Source organism: Labrys sp. HAY1-8F (genome assembly GCF_056754975.1).
Map to the genome: position 1 here is coordinate 4,841,186 of NZ_JBPGWZ010000002.1, position 26,274 is coordinate 4,867,459.

Genomic DNA, 26,274 nt, shown 5'->3' on the forward strand with positions numbered 1-26,274 from the left:
CCGTTGCGATGGACAGGAGAGATTTTCATGCCGAACGGATTGAGAAAGCTCGCGGGCGCTATAACGGCGGCGACCTTGCTATGCGGTGTCTCGGGAGCGGCCTCGGCCGATTCGGAGCTGCGGCGCGCGCTGTCTCGTGTTCCTGCCAAGGTTGCAATGGATCGCAGCGGCATTGCCGCCAGCTTTGTCGGCTTGTCGGAATTGCGCGCGCTCTATGCGGGGGATCTCACCGCGATGGGGCTGCGGGTGAGCTTCGGCGGCACCGATACGCTGAAGTCCCTGCTCATGAGCACGGACGGGTCCTGGCACGATGACACCGGCCTGAAACGCAACGAGATTGCCAGCCTCACCGATTATGGCACTCCGCCACGAGCAGTCGTCCTCTGGCGCTTCACGGAGCCTGGTGTATCCGCGCCTTTCGTGGAAGGGCTCGGACAGCGCGGCTTCAGCCTGGCCAATGGGGTATGGCGTAATGGCGAGCCGATGAAGCTCGATTTCACCAAACGCAGCGCCACCAATCCCTTCCTCGGCCCGCTGGGCCGGGCCTCGATGCTGGTGCCCTTCGCCGATGGCGTAGCGCAGTCTCCCGACCCCGGGGCGGTGGCCGAGGCGGGTGCTGTTTCGGCCAAGACCAGCCTCGCCGGCCTGGCGCCGATCGAGTCGGCCCTTGACGGTATCGAGAAGGTGGCTGCCCAGGGTTCGATCCTGCAGGCAATTGTTCTCACCCCGGCGATTTGGATGCAAGGGGACGATGTGATGGACCTGATGGCAACGTCACCCACCGCGGACAAGAAAGTACTGGCGGACAAGATGGCAGAGCGGGCAAAAAAGGCCCCCACGCCCGTGTCCCTCGGGGGGATGATCGCCGATGTCGAGACAAAGGAGCCGGCCAGCAATGGTGTGGTGATCGCACTGCCCTATGGCGATTGCGGTATCGCCAGGGAGGGGGCAAGGGCCTTCGCCGACAAGTGGAAGAATGCCGCCGACAGGGACGGCCAGACGGGCGCTCAACGGACCAGCATGGAACCCTCGGTGACGATCCACCAGGGAAAGGAAGCCTGCGTGGCCCTGATATCGCTGTTGGCTACGCCCGATGCCAAAGAGGGCAATCCTGTTCTGCGCTATATCACCGGCGCGATTTGGCGGCGTGACTTCAAGCCACTTCAGGGTGGATAGAACCCCGCGGATCAATGCAGCGAACCTTCCACTGAGACCGGGTGACGTTGCAAACACGAAATACACAGATTTTACTTTGTGTAAGGCGCTTCGAAGCGCAGTTCGATTCACGGATTAATTGAAACGAAACCAGAATCTGTACAAATTGTCGCAGGCGGTCATCTTTTCAGCAACCAACCGCCACTGAAAGCGGAAGTCGACAATGGAACAGATTCTTATCAACCTGGTAGCGGGCGCGCTTGGCGGCGCCGGTTCCGGCAAGGCTCTGCCGCAATTCGACATGGGCAATATCGGCAACATCATCGCTGGTCTGGTCGGCGGCGGTGTGCTGGGTCAAATCATCACCGCTGTCTGGCCGTCTGTCGCCGCGTCCATGCAGTCGGGGAATTTTGACATCGGCTCGATCGTCACCAATGTCATCGGCGGCGGTGCCGGCGGCGCGATCCTGCAGGTCATCGTCGGCATGATCAAGAATTCGATGAGCAAATAGTCTTCGCTGCCGAGACAGGCGGCCGCTCAAATCGACACGTGCACCGTGAAGCGTCCAGATCTGTTGTGAGACAAGTCTGGATTGCTTTATTTCGTTCGGCACGCCGTTCGATTGGTGATGGTCCTGCAGGGGCCGTCACCATCGTGCGATGCCAAAAAGCGGTGGTTCGGCGTTGTCGTCCTCAGCGCGCTAGCGCCGAAGCGACATGAGCGGCATCGGCGTTCAACGCGCTGCCGAGCAGCCAGACACCGATGATAAGGGCGAGACCGGCAAGCAGACCGGTGACGACGTCGATCGTCACACCGGCTATGTCGCCTTCTTCAAATCCATCCTTGGCTGCAAACAATCCCGCCAAACGCATCGTACCAACTCCAACACCACTTTCATCGTAAATCGGCGCGGTTAACGCACCGTCTCTACTTGTAAGACCTTTACGACTTTTCGGTGTTGAAGCAGTGTCAAAATGCACGGAATGGTATGCCTTTCTGCAACCCTGATATGGGAGAAAAGCATACCCTTCGATAGCCGGCTGTGAACGTCTTAACTTCCTGTTATTGCTTTATTTTTTCTTAAGGTTGTCGACAGTCTCCGAGTGCCGTTTTCAGCCGTGCAGGAAGAGGCGGTAGGCGTCGTTGGCGCTCTCGTCTTCATAGGGGTAGCCGAGCTCTCCCAGACGCTCGAAAAGGCGTGGCCGATCGGCCTCTGGAACCTGGATTCCAACCAACACCCGGCCGTAATCCGCACCGTGGTTGCGGTAGTGGAACAGGGTGATGTTCCAGTCGAAGCCGACACCGTCGAGAAACCGGAGCAGAGCACCCGGCCGCTCGGGGAATTCGAAGCGCAGCACCAATTCATCCGTCAGGCCCGGTGCGCGTCCGCCGACCATATAGCGCACATGCAGCTTGGCGGTTTCGTCGGCGCTGATGTCGACGACACCATAGCCGAGCCGCTCGAGCTGGCCGATGATCTCGCTTTTCTGGCGCTTGGCATCCGCCAGCTTCAGGCCGACGAAGACATGGGCCTGGCTGCCGCCGGCGTAGCGATAGTTGAATTCGGTGACGATGCGGCTGCCCAGCACCTCGATGAAGCGGCGATAGCTGCCCGTCTCCTCTGGGATGGTTACCGCGAGCAGGATCTCGCGGGCCTCGCCCACCTCCGCCCGTTCGGCGACATGGCGCAGGCGGTCAAAATTGAGGTTGGCGCCGCTGTTGACGGCGATGAGCGCGCCGGACCTCTCCGGATTAGCCTGCGCATAGGCCTTCAGGCCTGCCAGCGACAGGGCGCCGGCCGGTTCGGACAGCACCCGCATATCCTCGAAGATGTCCTTGATCGCGGCGCACATGGCATCGGTGTCGGCGACCAGGACATCGTCCAGCAGCTCGCGGCAGATCCGGAAGGTTTCTTCGCCTGCCTGGCGCACGGCGACACCGTCGGCGAACAGACCGACCCGGTCCAGCACCACCCGTTCGCCGGCCGCGATAGCCGCCTGCATCGAGGCGGCGTCGACCGGCTCGACGCCGATAACCTTCGTTTCCGGACGAAGGAACTTGACATAGGAAGCGATGCCGGCCGCCAGCCCGCCGCCCCCGATCGGCACGAAGACCGCTTCGATCGGGGCGGGATGCTGGTGCAGGATCTCGACGGCCACGGTGCCTTGGCCGGCGATGACGTCGCCATCGTCATAGGGATGGACGAAAGTGAGGCCCTGTTCGCGCTCGAGTTCGCGGGCATGGGCATAGGCCTCGTCGAAGACGTCGCCCTTGAGCACGACCTTGCCGCCCCAATAGCGCACGGCGTCGACCTTGATGCGCGGCGTGGTGATCGGCATGACGATGGTAGAGGCGATGCCGAGCTTGGTTGCCGAGAGCGCGACGCCCTGGGCGTGGTTGCCGGCCGAAGCGCAGATGACGCCGGCCGCCTTGGCTTCGGGCGAGAGCCGGGCGATTCGGTTATAGGCGCCTCGGATCTTGAAGGAGAAGATCGGCTGCAGATCCTCGCGCTTGAGCAGGACTTCCGCGTTCAGGCGCTGGCTGAGCCGCACCATGGGGTCCAGCGGCGTTCTCTGGGCAACGTCATAGACGCGGGCATCGAGGATTCGGCGGACATATTCGATCACAACGCACCTGACTGTCGAAAAGGGGAGCAGTTTGGTGCTTCCCTATAGAAAAACCTGTCGGCTTCCATCTTTGAGACGTTCGGATGGCGCTGTCACGTTTGATTTGCGCCCGTTGGCGGAGATAATGTCGCGCCTGTCGATCCTGACCCCCAGAGACCTCATCATGGCCCTGATACGCCTGTTCTTTCTTGCCGCACTCGTTCTGGCAGGCACGCTGCCGGCCGGTGCGGCCCAGAAGGCGGCCTTGGTGATCGGCAACAGTGCCTATCGCTCGGTGACGCCGCTGGTGAACCCGGCCAATGACGCCAATGACATGGCGGCGGCGCTGGGGCGGATCGGCTATGCGGTGACCCTGGTCAAGGACGGCGACCTGGCTGCGATGAATGACGGGCTCAGGGCGTTCCTGCGCGATGCCGATCATGCCGACAGCGTGGTGGTGTTCTATTCGGGCCATGGCGTGCAGGTGAAGGGGCGCAATTACCTCGTCCCGGTCTCGGCCAAGATCTCGGACGAGCTCGATCTGGATACCCAGACCCTGTCCTTGGACAAGCTTCTGGAACTGGTCGACAGCGCGGCGCCGAAGGTGAAGATCGTGATCCTGGATTCGTGCCGCGACAATCCCCTGACGCGCCAGCTGACGCGGGGGGCTGGTACACGCGGGCTGGCGCGCATCGATCTCGACGCCTCCTCGGCCAAGGGCACGCTGATCGCCTTTTCGACGGCGCCGGGCTCGGTGGCCCAGGATGGCAGCGGGCGCAACTCGCCCTTCACCACCGCGCTGCTTGCCCATATGGAGACGCCCGGCCTCGACATCCGCCAGATGTTCGGCCAGGTCAGGGCCGATGTCGACCAGTCGACCCAGGGCAGCCAGACTCCCTGGGTGAACGAGGCCATCATCGGTTCCTTCGCCATGTCCGGAAAGATGGAGACGCCTCAGCCTGTCAAGGCGATTGGCGCCACTGCCCTGGCACCGGTCGATCAGTCGACGCAAGGCTCAGCCGACATCGCCCCGGCCGCGACGACGGGTGGTGACGCCCAAACCGGCTCCGCGCCGCAACAGAATGCGGCCCTCGACTTTGCGGCCCCCGATCGAACCATTCCCGCATCGGTGGCGCCAAGCTTTCCTTGCAACGGCCGCCTGAATCCCACCGAAAACGCCATCTGCCAGGATGGCAGTCTTGCCACCCTCGATCAGACGCTGTCATCGGCCTATGGCATGATCAATTCGGCCCTGCCGAAGGATTTGCAGGCCAAGCTGAAGGCCAACCAGACAGCCTGGCGCGCCCAGCGCGACGAGTGCGGCGGGGACGCGGCCTGTATCGGCGTGAGCTATCGGCAGCGGCTCGCCTTTCTGAAGAGCCTGGTTGACAAGGCGGCAGGCACGCCCTCCGTGTCGCCGAGTTTCCCCTGCGGCGGACGTCTCAATCCGAGCGAGCGTGCCATTTGCCAGAGCGATACGCTGGCGCGGCTCGACCTTGCCCTCGACAATGTCTTCAAGGCTCGTTTCAGGAGCCTGCAGAAGGCCGATCAGGTTGCCCTGTCGGCGAACCAAACGGCCTGGCGCACCAATCGCGATCGCTGCGGCGCCGCAGCCAGCTGCATCGAAGCGGCCTATCGGCAAAGGTTGAACTACTTCCAGCCCCAGCAATAGGCAGCCAATTCCCACAAAGAGAAATTTTGGCCCCCTACCGAGCTGGCGGTGGCTCAGGTCGCCGGCTTGAGGCGATCCCGCCGCAGCCAGCGCATGGTCATCAGCACGGCCACCGCGGTCAGCCCGCTTACCAGGCCGGCCCAGATGCCGGCGCCACCCCAGCCGAAATGGAAGCCGAGCAGGATGCCGAGCGGCAGCCCCGCCACCCAATAGCCGATAGCGGCAAGCAGCATCGGGATCAGGGTGTCGTGCAGGCCGCGCAGCATGCCGGCGGCCACCACCTGGGCACCGTCGGTGATCTGGAACAGGCCGGCGAAGATCAGGAACAGGCTGGCCCGGGAGACCACATCGGTGTTGACGGGATCGGCAAGATCGATGAACCGGCCGATCAGCAGATGCGGTGCGATCAGCATGAAGGCCGCCGCCGCGCACATGAAACCGACACCGAGGACATAGGCCGTCCAACCGGACCGGCTGATGGCATGCTTGTCGCCGGCGCCATAGGCGAGGCCGACCCGCACCGTCGCCGCCTGGCCGAGGCCGAGCGGCACCATGAAGCTGATCGAGGCGATCTGGATGGCGATGCCATGCGCCGCCAGGTCCGTCTCGCCGATGCGCCCCATCAGGAAGGCCGCGGCATTGAAGACAGTGACCTCGAAGGCGAGCGTGACGGCGATGGGCACACCCAGCCGAAAGATCTGCCAGAGCCGCTCCCGGTCTGGCCGCCACAGGTTCTGGAACAGTTGAAAGCGCCGGAACGGCCGGCTGAAGGCCAGGAAGGCGGCAAGCAGCAGGAAGAAGATCCAGGTCGCGATCGTGGTGGCAATGCCCGGGCCCGGCACGCCGAGGGCCGGCAGGCCGAGATGGCCGAAAGTGAGGCCCCAGGCCAGGACGGCATTGATGACGATGCCGACAAGCGCGCTCCACAAGGCAGCACGCGGCTGGCCCATGGCGGCTGCCGCCGAACGCAGGGCGATGTAGCCCACGAAGGCCGGCAGCGACCAAGCGAGGCCGTTGAGATATTGCGAGGCCTGCCTGGCGATCTCGGGGCTCTGGCCGAGATGCAGCATGATCCATTCGCTGTTCATCAGGCAGGCAAGGCCCGGAATCGAGACGATCAGCGACGTCCACAATCCCTGCTGCACGGTGCGGCGGATATCGCGGCCGCTGTCGTCACCGGCACCGAGCGCGCTGGCCACCATCGGCGCCACCGCCGTCACCACGCCCAATCCAATGATGGCAAAGAAGAAGAACAGATTGTTGGCCAGGGTCACGGCGGCAATCGCCTGCGACCCCAATTCACCCACGAGGATGAGATTGGTGGTGGTCAGCGCCAGCTCGACCAGATTGGTCAGAATGAGAGGCCAGGCCAGGATGAAGGTTTCGAGTGCCTCCCGGCTCCAGCTCTGGTGACCGCCGAGGTTCGCCTGCGAACCAGTCGGCGGAAATACCGTAGCCATTTGGTCGTTTCCATTCGTCGTTCAAAATTGGGGCGGGAGCCGCCCAAGGCGTTCTGCGATCTGACGGGACCCGGCAAGTTTCGCAAGGACGCTCCAGCCAATCCGTTGGATTGGCTTGGAAACAAAGACTTGGAGCAAAGCGCGTTCTCACATGAACACGCTTTGCTCCAACGAGCCCCGTTCGGCATCGAGAAAGTCGGGGATGAAAAGACGAGCCGCCTTTCCTATTCAAACACTTCCTTGGCCGCTTCCACGGGCTGCGGCTGTGGGCGCTCGATATTGGGCAGGAAGACGGTCAACAGCCCGATCATCGGCAGGAAGGAGCAGACCTTGTAGACGAATTCGATGCTGGTCCAATCGGCCAGAACGCCGAGGGCTGCGGCACCGACGCCGCCCATGCCGAAGGCGAGGCCGAAGAACAGCCCGGCGATCATGCCGGTCTTGCCCGGCACCAACTCCTGCGCGAACACCACGATGGCGGAGAAGGCCGAGGACAGGATGAAGCCGATGATCACCGCCAGAACCGGGGTCCAGGTCAGGTTGGCATAGGGCAGGGCCAGGCTGAAGGGCAGTACGCCCAGGATCGAGACCCAGATCACATATTTGCGCCCGATGCGGTCGCCGATCGGTCCGCCGAGCAACGTGCCGGCGGCTGCAGCGAAGAGGAAGATGAAGAGCTGCATCTGCACCGCTTCAGGCGACAGGCCGAAACGATCCTCGAGATAGAGCGTGTAATAGCTCGATAGCGAGGCCATGTAGAAGAATTTGGAGAAGACCAGCGCCAGCAGGACTACCAGCGAGGCGATGACACGGCCGCGCGACAGCGAGGCCACTGCCGGCACGGCCCTGGCCTTGGTGCCCGCCGTATGGCGCCGATAGGCAGCATACCAATTGCCGACATTCCACAGGATGAACATGGCGAGCAAGGCGATCACCGAGAAGATGGCGATCGAATGCTGGCCATAGGGCAACACGATGAAGGCGGCCAGCAGCGGCCCGATCGAGGTGCCGAGATTGCCGCCGACCTGGAAGACAGACTGGGCGAGGCCCGTCTTGCCACCGGAGGCCATGCGCGCCACCCGCGAAGATTCGGGATGGAAGACGGATGAGCCGGTGCCGACCAGCATCGCGGCGATCAGGACCGTGGTGTAGTTCTGGGCATAGGCCAGAAGCACCAGGCCGACGAGGCTGAGGCCCATGCCGACGGTGAGCGAATAGGGCAGGGGGCGGCGATCGGTATAAAGGCCAACGAAGGGCTGCAGCAGCGACGCCGTGAGCTGGAAGGCCAGCGTGATCAAGCCGATCTGGGTGTAGCTGAGGGCATAGTTGTCGCGCAGCATCGGATAGATCGAGGGAATCAACGACTGGATGGTGTCGTTGAGGCAATGCGAGACGCTGATCGCCATGAGAATCGAATAGGCCGTCCGCTCGGGGCTGAAAACACCTGAGGGGGGCAAGGTGGCTGCTTTGGCGTCCATACGTCAGTGCTAGACCCGCGGTGGCACGCGGGGTGCAAACGCAGGCTATCCCTTTGTTGCGGCACGAAAAATCGGCATCTTGGCGCACGCCAAGGCCGATCGGGCCTGGTTCCGCTGGGCTATGCGGTCGATGGGAAGAGATGCGGGAGCCGCCCGCTAAACCGTTTTAGCCGAATGTCATCAATCGGGGAATATCGAGACGCATCGTCAATTATAAAACTTCGTGATGATATTCATCACGCCAACGCAATGAAAGCGGCCAGGGCGCGGGAAAGAAATGGTTCAAGATGGAAGCCCGGTCCCTGAAAACAAAATCGCGATCCGGGATGGCCAGGATCGCGATCGGACTATCGATAGGAGGCATGCAAGCCCGAACCGGGGAGCGAGGTCAGATCGCCTCGTTCTCGGCGCTGGCGACGCGGTCGATATGGCCGCGATAGATACCCAGATCCAGCAGGTCGCGGTAGCTCAATTCGCGGCGCACGGTCGCGAGGCGACGGCGGTTGCGATAGGCGACGAGGCGGGTGGTGATGGCATTGATGAAAGCGACGGTCGTCACGGGAGTGGTTCCAAAAAAGAGTAGCTCACTTGCTGGCGTGTATATAGGCGAATCGTGGTGAAATTTGTGCAGAATCGCACGTGCAAAGCGGTATGCCCGTCATGCTATTTTCGCATGGTTTAGAGGGGGTTACCGCAGTGCGGTAGCATGGCTGACGGTGCTGCATTCGATGCCTAAATCGCGTGCAGCCACGCGCCATGCCATACCCCGGTAGGTTTCTGTTCAGCCCTATGCTTTATTCCTCGGCGAGGGGGGCGGGCCACAGGTGGCTCGCGATAGAGCCTGAGGCGTCTTGTGGTTGGGCGTAATCGCCAGAATCGTAAGGACGCATCGAACAGGAAGTGCGGGCAAAACGTCGTTTCCGTCGAAGCGCGTCCTGCTCTGGAGGATTGCATGCACAAAAGCCGGCTTGCGGCCTTGGCCGTTTCGATCCTGGTTCCCTTCGCGCCGGCCAAGGCCGATGAAACGATGACGGGAACTTTCACGGCGCGAGAGGCCTGCGCGGCCCTCCAGTCCATCCGCAAGCAGACCAATCCCGGCAACGTCAAGCTCGTGCCCGCGCAGAGCTACAGGCTGCTTGCCGGCAACAAGCCCCAGCCGACCTTCTATCGCGTCGAGGTGGAGGATGCGCAGCCTGCGCAACGCTGGGTGCCGGTCTCCTGCGGTGAGGTGAAAGCGGCGGACGGCAGTGCCATCGCGCCTGGCGCAGCCAAAACCGGTCCGGTAACGTCGGCGGGTGGGGCTTCCTATGTCTTCGCCATCAGCTGGCAGGCCGCCTTCTGCGAGGGGCTGCCCGAAAAGACCGAGTGTCGCACGCAAACCGTCGACCGCTATGACGCAAGCCATTTCACCCTGCACGGCCTCTGGCCGCAGCCGCGCGGCAATGCCTATTGCGGTGTGGCGCAACGCGATGTCGAGGCCGACAAGGCGCATCGCTGGGAGGATCTGCCGGCGCCTCAGCTCGAACCAGCCACGCGTACCGCCCTGGAGAAGGCCATGCCCGGCACGGCCTCCTTCCTCGATCGCCACGAATGGATCGAGCATGGCACCTGCTTCTTCGAGAAATCGGCCGACGCCTATTTCCGCCGTTCGGTGGCCTTGATCGGCGAGATCAACGCCTCACCGGTGCAAAAGCTCTTCGCCGACAATATCGGCAAGGAAATCGATACCGGCGAGATCCGTAGCGCCTTCGACCAGGGCTTCGGTGCGGGTGCCGGCGAGCGGGTGCGTTTCGCCTGCAAGCGGGCCGGCAACCGGCGAATCATCGTGGAGATGACCATCGGCCTGCGCGGCGAGGTCAAGGATGGTGCCAAGCTCACCGATCTGATCGCCGCTGCCTCGCCGACTGATCAGGGCTGCAAGTCGGGCATTGTCGATCCTGTTGGACTGCAGTGAGGGACGGCCTTGGAGACCTCACTTTATCTGCCCATCAAGACCTTCCTGGAATCGCTTGATTTCGCGGTAAAGGGCGAGATCGGCCGCTGTGATGTCCTTGCCCTGCGCGAGGGCGACCCGCCGGTGGTTGTGATCTGCGAACTCAAGCAGAGCTTCAACCTGGAACTGGTGCTGCAGGGCGTCGACCGGGCCGGGGCCTGCGACGAGGTCTGGCTGGCAGCCCGTCTCTCCGCCCGGGGCAAGGGGCGGGAAAGCGACTCCCGCTTCCGCAATCTCTGCCGGCGGCTTGGCTTCGGCCTGCTGGGCGTGTCCGAGCGTGACGAGGTGCAGATCATCGTTACGCCCGAGGCGCCGTTCCCGCGCCGCGACCCCAAGCGCCGCTCCCGTCTCCTGAGGGAGCATCGCAAGCGCCAGGGCGATCCCGTCCTCGGAGGCTCCACCCGCACGCCTCAGATGACGGCCTATCGCCAGCAGGCGCTTGCCTGCGCCGCTGCCCTGGTCATGGCGCCGCAGCGTCGGCGCGACCTTACCAAATCGGTGCCCGATGCTCCGAGAATCCTGAAAGGCAATGTCTATGGCTGGTTCGAACGGGTCGAGAAAGGCATTTACGGCCTGACGCCTGCGGGCCGGGAAGCGCTGGAGCGCTGGCCGCAGGCGTAAGGGTGGAGACCCATCGGGGGGAGGGCGTATCTCCCTTATACATAGGGCGTGAAGATGTCCGGCCGTCGCGGCAGCAGGCGGCGGAAATAGGCCCGGCCTTCCTCGGAAATGGCATTGGATCCGGTAAAGAAGCTGTCGGGCATGTGACGTGTGCGCCCGGCAACCTGGTCTAGGGATACGATGCGCGGCGCGGTGTGCTTGCCGTCATAATGCAGCACCACCGACCCGGAGCCCGTGAAGGCACTCTGCGCCGCAAAGGCGCCCGCCTCGAAGGCTTCTTTCGCATCGGTCTCGTCGATGATGCCGAGATAGCCGCGCGGCAGGTAACCCAGCGTGTCGACCCGGGCGCGGGCCTTGGGAAAGCGCTGCTTGAGGGCCTTCTGGATCTCGATACCGAGATCGCCACCGGTGAGTTGCACATTGCCATGGGCGTCGCGCTCGACCGTGCCGGCGGCGAGAGCCTCGGCCAGCGGCCGCCCGGTTTCGTCCTGCACGCCTTCCGACATCGATACGATGCAGCGGCCGACGCGGGTGTAGACGGCATCGACGTCGTTGAGGAATTGCTCGACCGAGAAGGACTTTTCCGGCGTGTAGATCAGATGGGGGGCCTCCTCCGGCGCCTGCTGCCAGCCGGCCGCAGCGGCGCTGAGGAAGCCGGCATGGCGGCCCATGACGATGGCGACATAAATGCCCGGCATCGCCCGGAAATCGAGATCCATGCTGACGAAGGCATTGGCGACGAAGGCCGCCGCCGAGATGAAGCCCGGCACATGGTCATTCTCCATCAGGTCGTTGTCGATCGTCTTGGGGGCATGCACGAAGCTGCAGGAGCCGGTCGATTGCTGGCGCAGGAGGTCGAGCGTGCCGGCGGTGTCGTTGCCGCCGATATAGATGAAGCCGCGGGCATCGAGCTTTTCCAGCGCCTGCAGGATGGTCTGGCAATAGGCCGGATCGGGCTTGTCGCGTGTCGAGCCGAGGCCCGAATTGGGCGTGCGGGCCAGGCGTTCGAGATCGGTTTCGGAGAGCGCCGTAAGATCGACTAGATCGCCGCGCGTCAGGCCCCGCACGCCATGACGGGCGCCTAGGATGCGCAGCGACGGGTCGTGCCGGCGGGCGGCGACGACGGCGCCGGCGAGGGTCTGGTTGATCACGGCGGTGGGGCCGCCCCCTTGGGCGATGACGATCGACGGCATGGAGCCTCCCTGGGCAGAATTTCCCGATATTGCCTACGAATGGGCAATATCGGGAAATTCTTCAAGCGTTTGAAATCCTGCAGCTTCCTCCTGACCAAGCCCGTGGCTCGATCAGGAGGAAGCTGCCTGACGCTCTGGTGTCCAGTTGCTTAGCCTCGAAACAGCCGGGCGGCAACGAGCGACTTGCCGGTGGATCAGAAAGCTGGCGATCGTTGCGAAGGCGGAAAACGGTGTTCCGTTCACGCTATCGACAGGCGCGTGCGCGGCCAGCTTGTTCCATTGTCATAATTGCTTCATTGTTCCGTCACGGAAGCGCTAACCATCCGGCCGTAAACAACGCCGTCCTTTTCAAGAAGCGGCGCACCGTGAGGGAGTATCATCCATGAAATTGAGCGTTTTGGCTTCGGCCACGGTTCTGTTTGCCGGTGTATCCACCGGGGCCCTGGCAGCCACCGACATACAATGGTGGCACGCGATGACGGGTGCCAATAATGATCGCATCGTCAAGCTGGCCAATGATTTCAATGCCAGCCAGAGCGACTACCGCATCGTTCCCGCCTATAAGGGCTCCTATGCCGATACCATGAATGCCGGCATCGCCGCGTTCCGGGCTGGTAATGCGCCTGATATCCTGCAGGTCTTCGAAGTCGGTACGGCAACCATGATGGCCGCCAAGGGCGCTATCAAGCCCGTCTACCAGTTGATGAAGGACGCAAACGAACCCTTCGACCAGAAGTCCTATCTGCCCGCCGTGACCGGCTATTATTCCAATGCCAAGGGCGAGATGCTGTCCTTCCCCTTCAATTCCTCGACCATGGTGATGTGGGTCAACGAGGATGCCTTGAAGAAGGCCAATCTCGCGGCCGCGCCCAAGACCTGGCCTGAGGCCTTCGAGGCGGCCAAGAAGCTGAAGGCAGCCGGCTATGCCACTTGCGGCATTTCGACGGGCTGGACAACCTGGGCCAACATCGAGGAACTGTCGGCCTGGCACAACGTACCGCTCTCGACCAAGGCCAACGGCCTCGATGGCTTCGATACCGAGTTGAAGATCAACAATCCGCTGGTGGTCAAGCATCTGGAGAATCTGATCGAGGCCCAGAAGGACAAGACCTTCGACTATTCCGGCCGTACCAACCAGGGCGAGGGGCGCTTCACGTCGGGCGAATGCCCGTTGTTCCTGACTTCGTCGGCCTTCCTGGGCAACGTCAAGGCCAACGCCAAGTTCAAATATTCGGTGGCGCCGATGCCTTATTATCCCGATGTGCAGGGAGCTCCGCAGAATTCGATCATTGGCGGAGCCTCGCTATGGGTGATGGGCGGCAAGTCGGACGAGGCCTACAAGGGCGTCGCCAAGTTCCTGACCTACCTGTCCAAGCCCGATGTGCAGGCCTGGTGGGCCCAGGAGACCGGCTATCTGCCGATCACCCCGGCCGCCTATGAGCTCTCCAAGAAACAGGGCTTCTACGCCAAGGATCCCAACAGCGAAGTCGCCGTGCTGGAGCTGACCAACAAGGCGCCGACGGAAAATTCGCGCGGGCTTCGCCTCGGCAATCTTGCCCAGATCCGCGATGTCTGGGCCGAGGAGATCGAACAGGCCCTGGCCGGCAAGAAATCGGCTCAGGCTGCCATGGACGATGCCGTCCGTCGCGGCGATGCGATGCTGAAGACCTTCGCCCGTACGGCCGGACGGTAAGGGGCGTAAAAGCCTCAGCGAAAAGATGCCAAGCTTTGTCATGCCCGGGCTTGACCCGGGCATCCAGTCCAACACCCCCACCGCCTGGACATGGGCGCTGGATTGCCGGGTCAAGCCCGGCAATGACAAAGGTCGAGAGCATTAGAGCATCGTGCCGACAAGGGGCTGCCGGTTTTCGGCAGTAGCGATGCGGCCCATTAGGATCGCCCATGGAAAAACGCTCCGTCTTCTCCGGCAAGACCCTTCCCTGGCTTTTGCTGGCGCCGCAATTGGCGATCACGCTGATCTTCTTCTACTGGCCGGTGGTGCAGGCGATCCGCCAGTCCTTCTTCCTGGAGGACACTTTCGGGACCGTTTCGGAATTCGTCTGGTTCGAGAACTACCAGCTGTTGTTCGCCCAGCCGGAATATTACCAGGCGGTGGGCGTCACCATGGTCTTCGCCATTCTGGTCGCTGTGCTCTCGCTCGGCCTCGCGCTGATCCTGGCTGTGCAAGCCGACAAGAAGATCAAGGGCGCCTCCTTCTACCGTACCATGCTGGTCTGGCCCTATGCGGTAGCGCCGGCTGTGGCCGGCGTGCTCTGGCTCTTCATGTTCCAGCCCTCGCTCGGCCTGGTGGCGCGCGGCCTTGGCCAAATCGGCGTGGCCTGGAACCCGCTGCTCGACGGCCAGCACGCCATGATCCTGGTCGTGCTGGCGGCGACCTGGAAGCAGATTTCCTACAATTTCCTGTTCTTCCTGGCGGGGTTGCAGTCGATCCCCAAATCGCTGATCGAGGCGGCCGCCATCGACGGCGCACGCCCGGCACGCCGCTTCTGGACCATCATCCTGCCGATGCTCTCGCCGACGACCTTCTTCCTTCTGGTGATCAATATCGTCTACGTCTTCTTCGACACGTTCGGCATCATCGACGCGGTGACGCATGGTGGCCCGGCCGCGGCGACCACCACCATGGTGTTCAAGGTATTCAATGACGGCCAGCTCGGCGGCGATCTCGGCGGCTCGGCGGCACAGTCGGTGATCCTGCTGATCCTGGTGATCGCGATGACGACCCTGCAGTTCCGCTTCATCGAGAAGAAGGTGACCTATTGATGCCCCGTTTCTCGATGCCATCCGGAGGAGCGGCGCATGGTTGAGAACCGCCGCTTCGGAAATCTTCTACCGCATGCCATCCTGATCCTCGGCGTGCTGGTTCTGGCCTTTCCGGTCTGGCTGGCCTTCGTGGCCTCGACCCATGATGCCACCACCATCGCCAATGGGCAGATGGGCATGCTGCCGGGCCCCGATCTGATCAAGAACTATACCCAGACCCTGTTCCACGGTACGCAGGGCGCCACGCGCGAGCCGGTGCTCACCATGCTGACCACCAGCCTGATCATGGCGGTGGCGATCGCGGTGGGCAAGATCGTGATCTCGCTGATCTCGGCCTTCGCCATCGTCTATTTCCGCTTCCGCTTCCGCATGTTCGCCTTCTGGCTGATCTTCATCACGCTGATGCTGCCGGTGGAAGTGCGCATCTACCCGACCTACAAGATCGTCTCCGATCTCCACCTGCTCGATACCTATGCCGGCCTGACCTTGCCGCTGATCGCCTCGGCGACGGCGACCTTGCTGTTCCGCCAGTTCTTCATGACCATTCCCGACGAATTGCTGGAAGCCTCTAAGATCGATGGGGCCGGCCCGCTGAAATTCTTCAAGGATACCGTGCTGCCGCTGTCAACAACCTCGATCGCGGCGATGTTCGTGATCCAGTTCATCTATGGCTGGAACCAGTATTTGTGGCCCCTGCTGATCACCACCCAGGATTCGATGCAGACCATCGTCATCGGCATCCGCAAGATGATCACCACCCAGGACGCCCTGACCGAATGGCAGATCGCCATGGCGACCGCGATCCTCGCCATGCTGCCGCCGGTAGTGGTGGTCGTCGTCATGCAGAAGCTCTTCGTCAAGGGCCTGGTCGAGACCGAGAAGTGAGTAACCGATGGCGCAAGTCGTTCTGAACAACGTCAAGAAGATCTACGACAACGGCTTCGAAGCGGTGAAGGGAGTGAGCTTCACCGTGCCCGATGGCGGCTTTTGCGTGCTGGTCGGCCCGTCCGGCTGCGGCAAGTCGACCTTGCTGCGCATGGTGGCGGGGCTGGAGCGGATCTCGTCGGGCGACGTCCATATCGGCGAACGCCGGGTCAACGAGATCGAGCCGATGGACCGGGACATCGCCATGGTCTTCCAGAATTACGCGCTCTATCCGCATATGTCGGTCTTCGACAATATGGCCTATGGCCTGCGCAACCGCAGAACTGCCGAGGGCGAGATCAGCCAGCGGGTAAAGGAAGCCGCCCGCATTCTCGAACTCAGCGACGACATGCTCAAGCGCAAGCCGCGCCAGCTTTCCGGCGGCCAGCGCCAGCGTGTGGCGATGGGCCGTGCCATCGTGCGCCAGCCCGCTGCCTTCCTGTTCGACGAACCGCTCTCCAACCTCGATGCCAAGCTGCGCGTGCAGATGCGTGGTGAGATCAAGCAGCTGCAGCAGCGCCTCGGCACGACCTCGATCTATGTCACCCATGACCAGCTCGAAGCGATGACCCTGGCCGATGTGCTGGTGGTGCTGAATGGCGGCGCGATCGAGCAGATCGGCGCCCCGCTGGAAATCTATCGCAATCCGGCTTCCACCTTCGTGGCCGGCTTTATCGGTTCGCCTGCTATGAACGTCCTGAAGGGGCGCGGCGAGGGGAATACGCTCATCCTCGGGGAAGCTCGGCTGGCCTTGCCGCGTACGGTGCCGGGGGAGGTCCTGGTCGGCCTGCGAGCCGAGGACCTGCAGCCGGTCGCAACACCGTCGCCGGGAAGCCTGCCCGTGAAGCTGCGTTATGTCGAGGAGCTGGGAGCTCATCGCCTGGTGCACGGGGACATCGGCGAGCAGCCTCTGGTTGTCGCGCTCGGCATGGACCACACCATCAGCGACCATATGCAGTTTGCTGTCGATCCCGGCAAGGTTCATCTTTTTGATGGCGCGACCCGATTGAGAATCCCAAATTGAATCGCGTATAGATTTGCGGGATGGTCGGCGATATGTTGGCTTGCCTGCTCCAATATTCTTCGGATTTCAAAGTTTTTCACATGACAAAAGTAAAGAAACTACTTTGCGGTATCGCCATCGGCGTTGCCGCGATGCCGTCTTTCGCCTATGCGGGTTCCAGGCAAGTAACGGTACCCCGCGGTAAGCCGTATCCCCTGTTGGCCATGGGCTCCTATGGTGCCGGTACCTGCGAAGTCTTTCCTGTCAGGGATATTCGCATTGCATCGGGCCCGACGCATGGTGTTGCGCAACTTGTGACCGTGACGACCAAACTGGGCAAGGATACCGGTGTGTGTGCCGGTACCACGACCAAGGCACCTGTCGTCGTCTACAAGTCCGCCGGTGCCTTCACGGGTGTCGACCACGTGACAGTCACCTGGATGGCCCCCTCGCATACCGACAATGTGCGGTTCGTTCCCAACCAAATGGAGATCGAGATCACGGTCAAGTGACGCCACCCTCATTCAGTGCGATCATGAGGTTGACAGATTGCTGGCTGTCTTGATTGTCTGCCTTCCGGGCCGATGATGCGAACTGGGAGGCGGAGGCGCGGATCCTCTTCGGCTGTCGCAGGAGAATCACATGCCCAAGCTCGACCGCATCCTCGAAACCGCCATCTATGTCGACGATCTCGATCGTGCCGCGCGCTTCTATGAGACGGTGCTGCAGCTCCCGCCCTTGCTGAAGATGGAGCGGCTCTACGCCTATGACGTGGGCGGTGCCAGCGTCCTGCTCGTCTTCAAGCGGGGAGCCTCCGCTCAGGACATGACATCGCCGGTCGGTACCATACCGGGCCATGATGCCGTGGGGCGCATCCATGTCGCCTTTGCCATCGGCGCCGACGAACTGGCGGACTGGGAGGCGCGCCTCGCGGTGCATGACGTCGCCGTGGAAGGACGTACCCATTGGCAGGCGGGGGGAGACAGCGTCTATTTCCGTGATCCTGACGGCCATATGCTGGAATTCGCCACGCCGGGTCTTTGGCGAACCTATTGAAACGAGGGGCTGCGGCGCCTGCCGCAGTCGAAAGAACGGAAGTTCCTGATGTCGCTGATCACAACCATCGCCGAGCTCGAGACGCTCTACAGCGAACCGGTGCAGCCGGCCGCCCGCATCAAGGTGCTGGATCATGTGTCCGACCAGTATCATGCCTTCATCCAGGCTTCGCCCTTCATGATGCTGGCCTCGGTGGGGCCGTCCGGCGTCGATTGCTCGCCACGCGGGGATCCGGCCGGGTTCGTCCGCGTCGCCGATGCCAAGACGCTGATCATTCCGGACAGGCGCGGCAATAATCGGCTGGATTCGCTGCGCAACATCATCGAGGATCCGCGCGTCCATCTCCTCTTCATGATCCCGGGCATCGGCGAGACGCTGCGCGTGGTCGGCCGTGCCGTGATCTCGACCGATGCGGACCTGTGCGCCAGCTTCGCCATGCAAGGCAAGGCACCGCGCAGCGTCATCATCGTCACGGTGGACGAGATCTACACCCAATGCCAGAAGGCGCTGGTGCGTTCGAAGCTGTGGGATCCTTCGACGCAGATCTCGCGGTCGCAGCTGCCGAGTATGGGCCAGATCCTGAGCACGATTACCAAGGGTGATTTCGACGGCGAGGCCTATGACAAGGCCTATCCCGAACGTCTGCGCCAGACGATCTACTGAGCAGCGCAGCGGTCACATCAACGTTAGGGGCGTGCGGTAAGGCAGGCGCCAGGGAGGATATTGTGATGATCCGAATCAAGATTGCCGCCGTTCTCGCCGCGCTGACGCTGTTGCCGAGCGTGGTCACGGCGGGTGAGCTTGGGCTCGCCGAACGCGTGACCAGGCTCACGCGGGGGACTGCCTGGAAACAGGTGGCGGCCATCCCCATCGCCTTCCCGACTTTCCATCCGCAGGGCATGGTCAAGATCGGTGATGATTTCTTCGTGTCGTCGGTGAACATCATCAAGCCGACCACCAAATACCCCTCGCCGCGCGAGGGGTATGACCGCGATACCGGCGAGGGCGAGGGGCATCTGTTCCGCATCTCCAAGGATGGCAGGCTGCTGGCCGACCTCAAGCTGGGGGAGGGCAGCATCTATCACCCCGGCGGCATCGATTTCGACGGCAAGTTCATCTGGGTGCCGGTGGCCGAATATCGGCCCAACAGCCAGTCGATCATTTACAAGGTCGATCCCGCCACCATGAAGGCCGTCGAGGTGTTTCGCTTCAAGGATCATGTCGGTGGCATCGTCCATGACACGCAGCGCAACTCCCTGCATGGCGTGAGCTGGGGATCGCGGCGCTTCTATGCCTGGCCGCTCGGCGCGGACGGCAAGATCACCAATGCCGATGCCCGCCCGGAGACGCTGCGGGTGATGAACCCGGCTCAATATATCGACTATCAGGACTGCCATTATGCCGGCGGTTCGCGCATGCTCTGCTCCGGCCTGAACGCCTACAAGGTTGCGCCGAATGCGGAGCCCTTCCGCCTGGGAGGCCTCGAACTGGTCGATCTCAAGGACAACCGGCCGGTCTGGCAGGTGCCTGTTGAACTCTGGGCCCCCTCGGGCTTGCCGATGACGCAGAATCCGGCCTTCATCGAAACCAGGGACGGCGGGCTGCGAGCCTATTTCATGCCGGATGACGACAAGTCGACCCTGTTCGTCTACGAGGCCCAGACGCCCTGATGTCGCTACGGTTGGCAGCGGCCTGGCGCTCAGCCTCCGGCTGCGGAGCGGATGATACGGCAGACGTCGGAGCGGAAGTCGGGGCCTGGTATCTGGCCCGGATTCAGGATCATGGTGTAGTCGACCCGCGTGGCGTTGCCGCGCTTGCGGGCGGCCATCTTGACTTCCTGGACCCGTCCGTTACGGGCGCCATCATTGAGTGCGGTGAGGAGGCCGAGCCGACGGTTCACCTTGATGCCGACCCAGTAACTGTTGAGATGCGCCGTGCGCGTCAGATTGTCGATCGCCGTGGCGGGGCTCAAGCCGGGAAAGACATCCCATGTCGAGATCGCCGGGGCGAGTCCGCCGGAAACGGTGAAATTGGAAGAACAGGTCTGAGCCTGGACGGCGGTTGCGCCGAACACAAGCAAGGCTGCGATACCGTATTTGATCATGGGGTTTCGCTGCATGATGAGACAATTCCGGCAGGGCATCATCGATAGCACGGTAACGTAACGTTATCCATGCCGCCGATTGTACCGGGACCTCGGATGCGAGGCAGAACGATTGTGCTGGAGATTACAAAGGTCTTTGCATTCGACTTCGGACCAATAGTGTCTCGGTCTCCTCACAAACCCGCCGTGCTCATGATGACATAGGCCTCGCCGCCTTTGCGATCGTGGCGGACCACATAGGTCTGGCCCCGCATCGTGATCTGGATCGGGCCGTCGCTGGCCAGGCTGGCGGCGGGTACGCCCGCGGCGGCAGCGACTACGCTGCGAAATTGCTCGGCCACAGCCGGGCCGGCACTTTTCTCGGCCGTGACGGCACATTCCTTCTTGCCGCGCACCTGCAGGGAAAAGGAGCCGTCAGGGGCCATGCCGACCAGGCTGGCCCCAAGATCCATCTGCGGCTTGATGCCATGTTTCTTGGCTGCTGCCATCGCCCTGTCGAAGGCTGGCGCCGTGGCAAGGCAGGCGTCCCGGAACAGCATCAAGGCCTTGTCTGTCACGTCGCCAGCTTTGCTTGAAGTCGTGTTTGGCAGGCCCAGCACGAGGCCAAGGACCAAGGTCGCGGCCAATGTCCCAGCCTGAGGCCGCATACGGGGCTTTGAAAGCGAAGGGGTCATTGTAGGCTCCTTGCCTGGACCGAGCACTGCGGTCGTGTATAGGCAGATGAGGCCGCTTTGGGAAGCAAGCGGGCCCGAAGCCTGCTGCCCTCGATGCAGCAATGCCACAGGACGGCATGAAATGGTCCGATGGCGACATGGGCTCTTGCGTCCATGAGCGGTCGGGATTAGAGAGCGCGCCCCGCAACCGTTCGACCCGAGGGAGAACAGCCATGAGATCGCAACAGGGAACGTCACGTTTCGTGCCGGCGCCCGCATTGCGTCCGGCTGTCCATATGTCCATCAGGTTGAACGACCATGGCACGTTCCATGATTCAGCGCCGGCAGGATGCCGAGCGCGAACGTATCGCGGCCTATGAGGCCACGCTGCGCGCCCGCGCGCCGCAGGCGCAGTGCTTTTCTCCCCTGAGCGAGGCAATCGCAGCAGTACGGGTTGGCCTGTCCAGCGCCGTGCTGCGCGATCCCGGAGAATGGCGACCGCAGTTGAAGACGCGCGATCCCGCGCGTCTGCGGCTGGCGGCGGCCCGCTATCTCTTCGCCCGTTATCCGGTGCCCGCTCCGCTCGAACACGTCTGGTCTGGTCCTGCCGGCCTGGAGGCGTCCGAGCTGAAGGAACGCAAGCGCTGGTATCTTGTGGCTGCCCAGGGCGGCTCGCTCTACAAGGAGTGCGCCAAGGACTGGCTCTCCCGCAAGGAGGTACATGCCTTTCTCAATCCGCCGGCGGAGCTCTCCTTCGAGGCGGCTCTCTGGCAGGCGATCGCCCGTTCCTACACCGACGATGTCGGCGTGGCGCTGCGTATCGCCCGCTCGAAGATCGCTGCAACCCAGCGCACGCAGAAGGTGCATGCCTTTTGGCGCGAGGCGGCACGCTTCTTCTGTGTGCATCCGCTGCCGCTGGAGGAGATCGACGATCTTTGCGATTTCCTCTCGGCCCGCTTCCGGGCGGACCGGCGCTACAGCCTGAAGGGCCGTACGCCCGCTTCGCTACAGCGGCAGATGCGGGAGTGGCATCGTGAACTGGCCCAACTGGACCAGATCCGGCGGATGGCGCAGCGCCATGCCGCGCAAGCAAGGCGACCGGCCGCCAATGGCGATGGCAAGTCGTCGGATGGCGGGCGCTGGCAGGGAGCGGCTTTGGCCGATTGGTCCTGGCAGCCTTCGACCAAGGAAGCCCCGCACCGCAGGGAAGAGATCCTGATGGTGCAGCTCAAGACCGGCGCCGATCTACTAACCGAGAGCCGCGCCATGCATCACTGCGTCTCGGGCTATGCCTATAAGTGCCTCACCGGCAATGCCTCGATCTGGTCGCTGCGCCGCCGTGTGGCAGGAGCAGTGGAGCGCCTGCTGACCATCGAACTCGATCGTCAGCATGTCGCCATTCAGATCCGGGGTTTTGCCAACCGGCTCGCCAGGCCGGAAGAGGAGCAGATGCTGAAGCGCTGGGCGAAAGCGCGCGGGGTAACCCTGCGCTGAAGGACAACACCCCCCGGCTTGCCGGTGGGTGTTTCCGACAGCCATCGATATCGATGAGCCTTGGGATATCAGGGCGCTGGGGCCAGCCCGGATGGGGACAGCAATTGCCAGCGGCCTTCTTCTTGCTTCAGCCAGACCTTGATGCGTGTCCCGTCAGCCGGGAGGTCACGGATGGTGCCGCCCGGTCCGGCCCAGCCCGAAGGTCGTCCATAGGCACGCCAACCCTGCGCCTCGATGCGTTGGCCGGTGAGTGCGCGCGATCCCTTCTCCACCGTGCCGACCTCGATCGTCAGCGTGAAGACTTCGTCGACGAATGCGCCTCTTTCGAAAAAGGAAATGTCATCGCGTCTTTTCACCCATTCCGGCACCTTCTTGGCGGCGGTGGCGGCCACCAAGCGGCCCGTGAGGATGAGATCGGCCTCGGCGGTGAGGGCAGCCTGCGACATGTCGGGAATTGCGGCCGGCGCGGCTGTGCCGATGACAGCCATTGCTCCAGCCAGCATCAGGATGAGGGTATTCCTGCGATGTCGGTTCATAGCCGCCTATTTCGTCCCACTGAATTCAGGCTTTGTCATTGGGCCATACTACCTTGATCTTCGAAGAGCTTCTGTCCCCTCTAGAACAGACAGGCAGACAGTCTTCTCAAACCATTGGAGTGGCTGCTGTGGCCGGTCTGTTTTGTGTGCTCCAAGGGAAAGTATTTTGGTTTTTAGTTTATAAGGTATATTTCTACCTTTTGTTTTCGTCTTCCAATAAATTCAAGATATCGCTATGGTTTCCGGAGTTATTTATAGCGTTCTAGCTTGACAATATTGGGTTTTATGGTCGGATGCCCCAGTCAAAGGGGCGTATCATTCATGAAACATGCATCTGTTTTCTGTTTTACCGCAGCAAGTGTGGCGGCGGTCTTGCTTGCCGACACGGTGCCGGCCGATGCTGGTACCATCGTCCGGACCGTTGCCCATGGCAAGCCGATGCCGGTGGTGCCCTTGTTCGGGCTGGCGCGGGAAACCTGCGGCGTATACTCCCTGCATGATGTGCGGATCGAACGTCAGCCCCAGCACGGCGCGGCCAGGATCGCCAAGGTCAGCGTTAAATTGCCGGCATCGTTCGGGGTCTGCGCCGGAACCAACGTCACTGCGCCCTGGGTCATCTACCAGCCGGCCGGCAACTATGCAGGGGGCGACAGCTTCGGCGTTTCCTGGCGCATCGCGCCAAATGTGCTTGAATATACCAGTCGCTACGAAAGCTATGAGGTTGATCTGACCGTGAAATAGGAGACGGCACTTTGCGGCGAGGCGACAATCTCCTCCGCCTGTGCCACTGATGGAGGTCGGCAAGGGGGAATGAATCGCCATGATTGCACGACATGTCGCTCTACTGGCCGCGATGGCTTGCGCCTTTTTGGCGACGCCGGCGTTGGCCGAGCCGGTACCTGAAGGCTACAAGCTCGAGCAGGTGCTGATGCTCAGCCGGCACAATCTGCGCGCGCCGCTGGCCAACAGCGGCAGTGCGCTCGCCAAGGTCACCGAGAGGAAATGGCCGGAATGGGAGGTGCCTGGCGGCAATCTCACGGTCAAGGGCGGTATTCTCGAAACCTATATGGGCCGCTCCATCGGCGGCTGGCTGGCCGAGAACGGCCTCATCGCCAAGGATGCCTGTCCGGCGCCGGGCAGCGTCCACATCTATGCCAACAGCCTGCAGCGCACGGTCGCGACGGCACAGTTCTTCGTCGCCGGCGCCTTTGCCGGCTGCGATGTCGCCGTGCACCATCAGGACAAGATGGGCACGATGGATCCCACCTTCAATCCGTCCATCCGTGCCGACAGCGATGGCTTCCGCGAGCAGGCGGTCACGGCGATGGTTGCGCAGGCCAAGACTACGCCGCTCGCGCCGGGCTACCGGCTGCTCGACGGCATCCTCGCCTTCAAGGCCTCGCAGAGCTGCAGGCAGGACAAGCTCTGCGATCTGACCAAGAGCGACGACAGCTTCACCGCCAAGGCTGGCGAGGAACCGGGCACCAAGGGCCCGCTCAAGCTCGGCAACGCCGTGGTCGATGCTTTCACCCTGCAATATTATGAGGGCTTCCCACCTGGCGAGGTCGCCTGGGGGAGGATCCGCAACGAAGCGCAATGGCGCTCGCTCGCCGCCATCAAGAATGGCTACCAGGAGGCTCTGTTCACCACGCCAGCCGTGGCCCGCGACGTAGCCGGCCCGATGCTGGCCTACATCGCCGGTGTCCTGGTGAAGCCGGAGGCCGGCAAGGCCGTGCCGGTGACGGTGCTGTTTGGACACGATTCCAATGTCGCTTCCGTCCTGGCCGCGCTCGAGGCCGAGCCCTATGTGCTGCCGGGACAGGACGAGAAGACGCCGATCGGCGGCGTCATCCAGTTCCAGCGCTGGCGCGACGGCAAGGGCAATCGCGACTTGTTCCGGCTCGACTATGTCTATCAGACCAAAGCGCAATTGCGCCAAGGCGCCAAGCTCACGCCAAAGAACCCACCGCGCCGGGTGACATTGAAGCTCAAGGGGTGTCCCACCGACAAGGACGGCTTCTGCGCCTGGAGCGATTTCGTCAAGGCACTGCCGTAGGACGACGGTGGCGAGTAAGCTCTCTGAGCGGCTGCGCCTTATTCTCGAGGCCTTACCGCTGCGACCGGGCCTGCGCGTGTTGGAGATTGGTTGCGGGCCGGGTGCACTGGCGCGGGCTATGGCGGCGCGCATCGGCGATGGCCATGTGCTGGCGATCGACCGCTCCGCCCGTGCGATTGCGCAGGCCGTCATAAGCTCCAGGGTTGAGATCATGGCGGGGCGGCTCAGCTTCCGGGAGGTCGCCGCCGAGGCCTTCATGCTGGAAGACGGTGAGATGCCCTATGATCTGGCTGTTGCCATACGAGTTGGTGCACTCGATGGGCGACATCCGGCGGCCGGCGAGACGGTGCGGCTTCGCCTCGCGGCTGCGTTGAGGCCCGGGGGGCGACTTTTCCTCGATGGTGGTGATCCTTTGTACGAGATAATGCTGAATGGGGTTCAGGATTCAAAATGACGGCGGTATCTGTTGTCGCTTTTCATTAAGAATTCGAGGAATTTAAGCGCAATCTTGAGTTGCATTTTTACTTGAATTTTATTGAAATTGCGTTCACGAAAGCTTCAGAATTCTGACATTCGGTCTTCATCCATCCGCCGCTATCACCACGCGTCAGGAATGAGCTCGGTGGGGCAGGCAATGCGTGTTTGGGTGGGGATGGCTGCGCTGGTCGCGGCATTGGGGACGGTGGAGACTGCGGGGGCGGCCGATCTGGCGCCGGCCGTTGTCGAGCCCGCGGTTCCCTTGGAGGCGCCGAGCTGGACGGGCTTCTATGCGGGTCTGCATGCCGGTTACGGCTTTGGCGCGGGCCAGGATGTCGATATCGCCCGCATCTCGCGCAACAACGAGGTGCAATGGCGCAGCAAGGCGGGCACAGTCTCGCCTTCAGGGGTCTTCGGGGGTGGCCAGCTCGGCTATAATCTGCAATAGGGCGCCTTCGTCGTTGGCCTGGAGACCGATATCGACGTCAGCGGCGTCGAGGACACGGCCCGTGGCCAGTTCGAGCCCTGGAAGGCGCCCTGGGGCAACAGTCCCGGCTATTATTACAGCTATCGCAACCGCGCCAAGGCGCAATGGTTCGGCACGCTGCGTCCACGTCTCGGTTACGCCTATGGCGATTTCCTTTTCTATGTCACGGGTGGCCTTGCCTATGGCGGCATCAAGAGCCAGTTCGATTTCATCGATGGCGGTGTCGGCTCCGGAGGGTTCCACTACGCCGGCCATGTCTCCAAGAGCGAGACCAAGGCCGGTTATGTGCTCGGCGCCGGCATGGAATATGCCTTTGCGCCGAACTGGACCGCAAAGCTCGAATATCAGTATCTCGATTTTGGCGATCAGAAGGCCCATGCCAATGAATATTGGCCGAATGCCACGCCACCTGCCTACAATGACTACATGCTCTACCACACCAAGATCAGCACCGCCTTTCATACGGTGCGGCTCGGCGTGAACTACCATTTTTGAGGGTTTGTGGGTGGCTCGCCTCCCGGG

At 62.4% G+C, this 26,274-nt stretch carries 28 protein-coding genes; 19 read left to right on the forward strand and 9 right to left on the reverse strand.

Annotated elements, in window-relative coordinates; translation table 11 throughout:
• Positions 1-27: 27 nt before the first annotated feature.
• Both ACR9ZN_RS31445 and ACR9ZN_RS31450 read left to right on the forward strand, forming a co-directional pair.
• A complete protein-coding gene (locus tag ACR9ZN_RS31445) occupies positions 28-1,176 on the forward strand; it encodes a hypothetical protein (protein WP_481274080.1) in 1,149 nt (382 codons plus the stop codon).
• A gap of 202 nt (positions 1,177-1,378) precedes the next feature.
• Positions 1,379-1,666 (forward strand): hypothetical protein, encoded by a 288-nt coding sequence (locus tag ACR9ZN_RS31450; RefSeq protein WP_068284544.1) that lies wholly within the window; start codon positions 1,379-1,381, stop codon positions 1,664-1,666.
• A gap of 181 nt (positions 1,667-1,847) precedes the next feature.
• Here the strand turns inward: ACR9ZN_RS31450 and ACR9ZN_RS31455 are convergent, their stop codons facing one another.
• Positions 1,848-2,027: a hypothetical protein gene (locus ACR9ZN_RS31455; RefSeq protein ID WP_209431936.1), complete on the reverse strand. Its 180-nt coding sequence runs from the start codon at positions 2,025-2,027 to the stop codon at positions 1,848-1,850.
• A 240-nt stretch (positions 2,028-2,267) separates the two neighbouring features.
• On the reverse strand, positions 2,268-3,782 hold the full coding sequence (gene ilvA, locus ACR9ZN_RS31460; RefSeq protein ID WP_481274081.1) for a threonine ammonia-lyase, biosynthetic: 1,515 nt from the start codon (positions 3,780-3,782) through the stop codon (positions 2,268-2,270).
• Positions 3,783-3,906: 124 nt separating this feature from the next.
• Between ilvA and ACR9ZN_RS31465 the strand changes: the two genes are divergently transcribed.
• Positions 3,907-5,433 carry a caspase family protein gene (locus ACR9ZN_RS31465; RefSeq protein WP_481274082.1) on the forward strand — a complete coding sequence of 509 codons (1,527 nt, stop codon included), beginning with the start codon at positions 3,907-3,909 and terminating at the stop codon, positions 5,431-5,433.
• Positions 5,434-5,486: 53 nt separating this feature from the next.
• Here ACR9ZN_RS31465 and ACR9ZN_RS31470 read toward each other — a convergent pair whose 3' ends face one another.
• The 3 genes from ACR9ZN_RS31470 to ACR9ZN_RS31480 all read right to left on the reverse strand — a co-directional run bounded on the left by ACR9ZN_RS31470 (position 5,487) and on the right by ACR9ZN_RS31480 (position 8,930).
• Positions 5,487-6,893: an MATE family efflux transporter gene (locus tag ACR9ZN_RS31470; protein WP_454813230.1), complete on the reverse strand. Its 1,407-nt coding sequence runs from the start codon at positions 6,891-6,893 to the stop codon at positions 5,487-5,489.
• Positions 6,894-7,117: 224 nt separating this feature from the next.
• Positions 7,118-8,371 carry an MFS transporter gene (locus ACR9ZN_RS31475; RefSeq protein ID WP_434955532.1) on the reverse strand — a complete coding sequence of 418 codons (1,254 nt, stop codon included), beginning with the start codon at positions 8,369-8,371 and terminating at the stop codon, positions 7,118-7,120.
• Between the two features lie 388 nt (positions 8,372-8,759).
• Positions 8,760-8,930: a hypothetical protein gene (locus ACR9ZN_RS31480; protein ID WP_434955533.1), complete on the reverse strand. Its 171-nt coding sequence runs from the start codon at positions 8,928-8,930 to the stop codon at positions 8,760-8,762.
• A 393-nt stretch (positions 8,931-9,323) separates the two neighbouring features.
• On the opposite strand from ACR9ZN_RS31480, the gene ACR9ZN_RS31485 reads away from it, so the two are divergent.
• A complete protein-coding gene (locus ACR9ZN_RS31485; RefSeq protein ID WP_454813231.1) occupies positions 9,324-10,325 on the forward strand; it encodes a ribonuclease T2 family protein in 1,002 nt (333 codons plus the stop codon).
• Between the two features lie 9 nt (positions 10,326-10,334).
• Entirely contained in the window at positions 10,335-10,985 is a 651-nt protein-coding gene (locus ACR9ZN_RS31490) for a DUF2161 domain-containing phosphodiesterase (RefSeq protein WP_434955535.1), read from the forward strand.
• 35 nt (positions 10,986-11,020) lie between these two features.
• Here ACR9ZN_RS31490 and ACR9ZN_RS31495 read toward each other — a convergent pair whose 3' ends face one another.
• Positions 11,021-12,178 (reverse strand): diphosphate--fructose-6-phosphate 1-phosphotransferase, encoded by a 1,158-nt coding sequence (locus tag ACR9ZN_RS31495; protein ID WP_434955536.1) that lies wholly within the window; start codon positions 12,176-12,178, stop codon positions 11,021-11,023.
• 382 nt (positions 12,179-12,560) lie between these two features.
• Between ACR9ZN_RS31495 and ugpB the strand changes: the two genes are divergently transcribed.
• The 8 genes from ugpB to ACR9ZN_RS31535 all read left to right on the forward strand — a co-directional run bounded on the left by ugpB (position 12,561) and on the right by ACR9ZN_RS31535 (position 19,615).
• Positions 12,561-13,871 (forward strand): sn-glycerol-3-phosphate ABC transporter substrate-binding protein UgpB, encoded by a 1,311-nt coding sequence (gene ugpB / locus ACR9ZN_RS31500; RefSeq protein WP_481274083.1) that lies wholly within the window; start codon positions 12,561-12,563, stop codon positions 13,869-13,871.
• 209 nt (positions 13,872-14,080) lie between these two features.
• Positions 14,081-14,962 (forward strand): sn-glycerol-3-phosphate ABC transporter permease UgpA, encoded by an 882-nt coding sequence (gene ugpA / locus ACR9ZN_RS31505; protein WP_434955538.1) that lies wholly within the window; start codon positions 14,081-14,083, stop codon positions 14,960-14,962.
• Positions 14,963-14,998: 36 nt separating this feature from the next.
• Complete coding sequence (ugpE, locus tag ACR9ZN_RS31510) at positions 14,999-15,847, forward strand: sn-glycerol-3-phosphate ABC transporter permease UgpE (RefSeq protein ID WP_441774441.1); 849 nt, start codon at positions 14,999-15,001, stop codon at positions 15,845-15,847.
• A 7-nt stretch (positions 15,848-15,854) separates the two neighbouring features.
• A complete protein-coding gene (ugpC, locus tag ACR9ZN_RS31515) occupies positions 15,855-16,910 on the forward strand; it encodes a sn-glycerol-3-phosphate ABC transporter ATP-binding protein UgpC (RefSeq protein ID WP_454813234.1) in 1,056 nt (351 codons plus the stop codon).
• Positions 16,911-16,990: 80 nt separating this feature from the next.
• Positions 16,991-17,401, forward strand: coding sequence for a hypothetical protein (locus ACR9ZN_RS31520; protein WP_434955541.1), 411 nt, complete (start codon positions 16,991-16,993; stop codon positions 17,399-17,401).
• A 130-nt stretch (positions 17,402-17,531) separates the two neighbouring features.
• Positions 17,532-17,945, forward strand: a complete 414-nt coding sequence (locus ACR9ZN_RS31525) for a VOC family protein (RefSeq protein WP_434955542.1) — start codon at positions 17,532-17,534, stop codon at positions 17,943-17,945.
• 48 nt (positions 17,946-17,993) lie between these two features.
• Positions 17,994-18,608, forward strand: coding sequence for a pyridoxamine 5'-phosphate oxidase family protein (locus ACR9ZN_RS31530; protein WP_434955543.1), 615 nt, complete (start codon positions 17,994-17,996; stop codon positions 18,606-18,608).
• Between the two features lie 65 nt (positions 18,609-18,673).
• Positions 18,674-19,615: a DUF6454 family protein gene (locus ACR9ZN_RS31535; protein ID WP_481274084.1), complete on the forward strand. Its 942-nt coding sequence runs from the start codon at positions 18,674-18,676 to the stop codon at positions 19,613-19,615.
• Positions 19,616-19,644: 29 nt separating this feature from the next.
• On the opposite strand, the gene ACR9ZN_RS31540 is transcribed toward ACR9ZN_RS31535, so the two are convergent.
• Both ACR9ZN_RS31540 and ACR9ZN_RS31545 read right to left on the reverse strand, forming a co-directional pair.
• The gene (locus ACR9ZN_RS31540; RefSeq protein ID WP_454813236.1) at positions 19,645-20,064 is read right to left on the reverse strand and encodes a hypothetical protein; all 420 of its coding nucleotides are present in this window, start codon (positions 20,062-20,064) and stop codon (positions 19,645-19,647) included.
• 158 nt (positions 20,065-20,222) lie between these two features.
• Positions 20,223-20,606, reverse strand: coding sequence for a hypothetical protein (locus ACR9ZN_RS31545; protein WP_481274085.1), 384 nt, complete (start codon positions 20,604-20,606; stop codon positions 20,223-20,225).
• 414 nt (positions 20,607-21,020) lie between these two features.
• Between ACR9ZN_RS31545 and ACR9ZN_RS31550 the strand changes: the two genes are divergently transcribed.
• Entirely contained in the window at positions 21,021-22,196 is a 1,176-nt protein-coding gene (locus tag ACR9ZN_RS31550; protein ID WP_481274086.1) for a PcfJ domain-containing protein, read from the forward strand.
• Positions 22,197-22,264: 68 nt separating this feature from the next.
• Here the strand turns inward: ACR9ZN_RS31550 and ACR9ZN_RS31555 are convergent, their stop codons facing one another.
• Positions 22,265-22,732 carry a hypothetical protein gene (locus tag ACR9ZN_RS31555; protein WP_441774434.1) on the reverse strand — a complete coding sequence of 156 codons (468 nt, stop codon included), beginning with the start codon at positions 22,730-22,732 and terminating at the stop codon, positions 22,265-22,267.
• Between the two features lie 321 nt (positions 22,733-23,053).
• On the opposite strand from ACR9ZN_RS31555, the gene ACR9ZN_RS31560 reads away from it, so the two are divergent.
• The 5 genes from ACR9ZN_RS31560 to ACR9ZN_RS31580 all read left to right on the forward strand — a co-directional run bounded on the left by ACR9ZN_RS31560 (position 23,054) and on the right by ACR9ZN_RS31580 (position 26,247).
• Positions 23,054-23,473, forward strand: coding sequence for a hypothetical protein (locus ACR9ZN_RS31560; RefSeq protein ID WP_481274087.1), 420 nt, complete (start codon positions 23,054-23,056; stop codon positions 23,471-23,473).
• A 79-nt stretch (positions 23,474-23,552) separates the two neighbouring features.
• Entirely contained in the window at positions 23,553-24,788 is a 1,236-nt protein-coding gene (gene agp, locus ACR9ZN_RS31565) for a bifunctional glucose-1-phosphatase/inositol phosphatase (RefSeq protein ID WP_481274088.1), read from the forward strand.
• Between the two features lie 7 nt (positions 24,789-24,795).
• Positions 24,796-25,242: an SAM-dependent methyltransferase gene (locus ACR9ZN_RS31570; protein WP_454813241.1), complete on the forward strand. Its 447-nt coding sequence runs from the start codon at positions 24,796-24,798 to the stop codon at positions 25,240-25,242.
• A 180-nt stretch (positions 25,243-25,422) separates the two neighbouring features.
• Complete coding sequence (locus tag ACR9ZN_RS31575) at positions 25,423-25,713, forward strand: hypothetical protein (protein WP_481274089.1); 291 nt, start codon at positions 25,423-25,425, stop codon at positions 25,711-25,713.
• A gap of 156 nt (positions 25,714-25,869) precedes the next feature.
• Entirely contained in the window at positions 25,870-26,247 is a 378-nt protein-coding gene (locus tag ACR9ZN_RS31580; protein ID WP_481274411.1) for an outer membrane protein, read from the forward strand.
• Positions 26,248-26,274 lie beyond the last annotated feature (27 nt).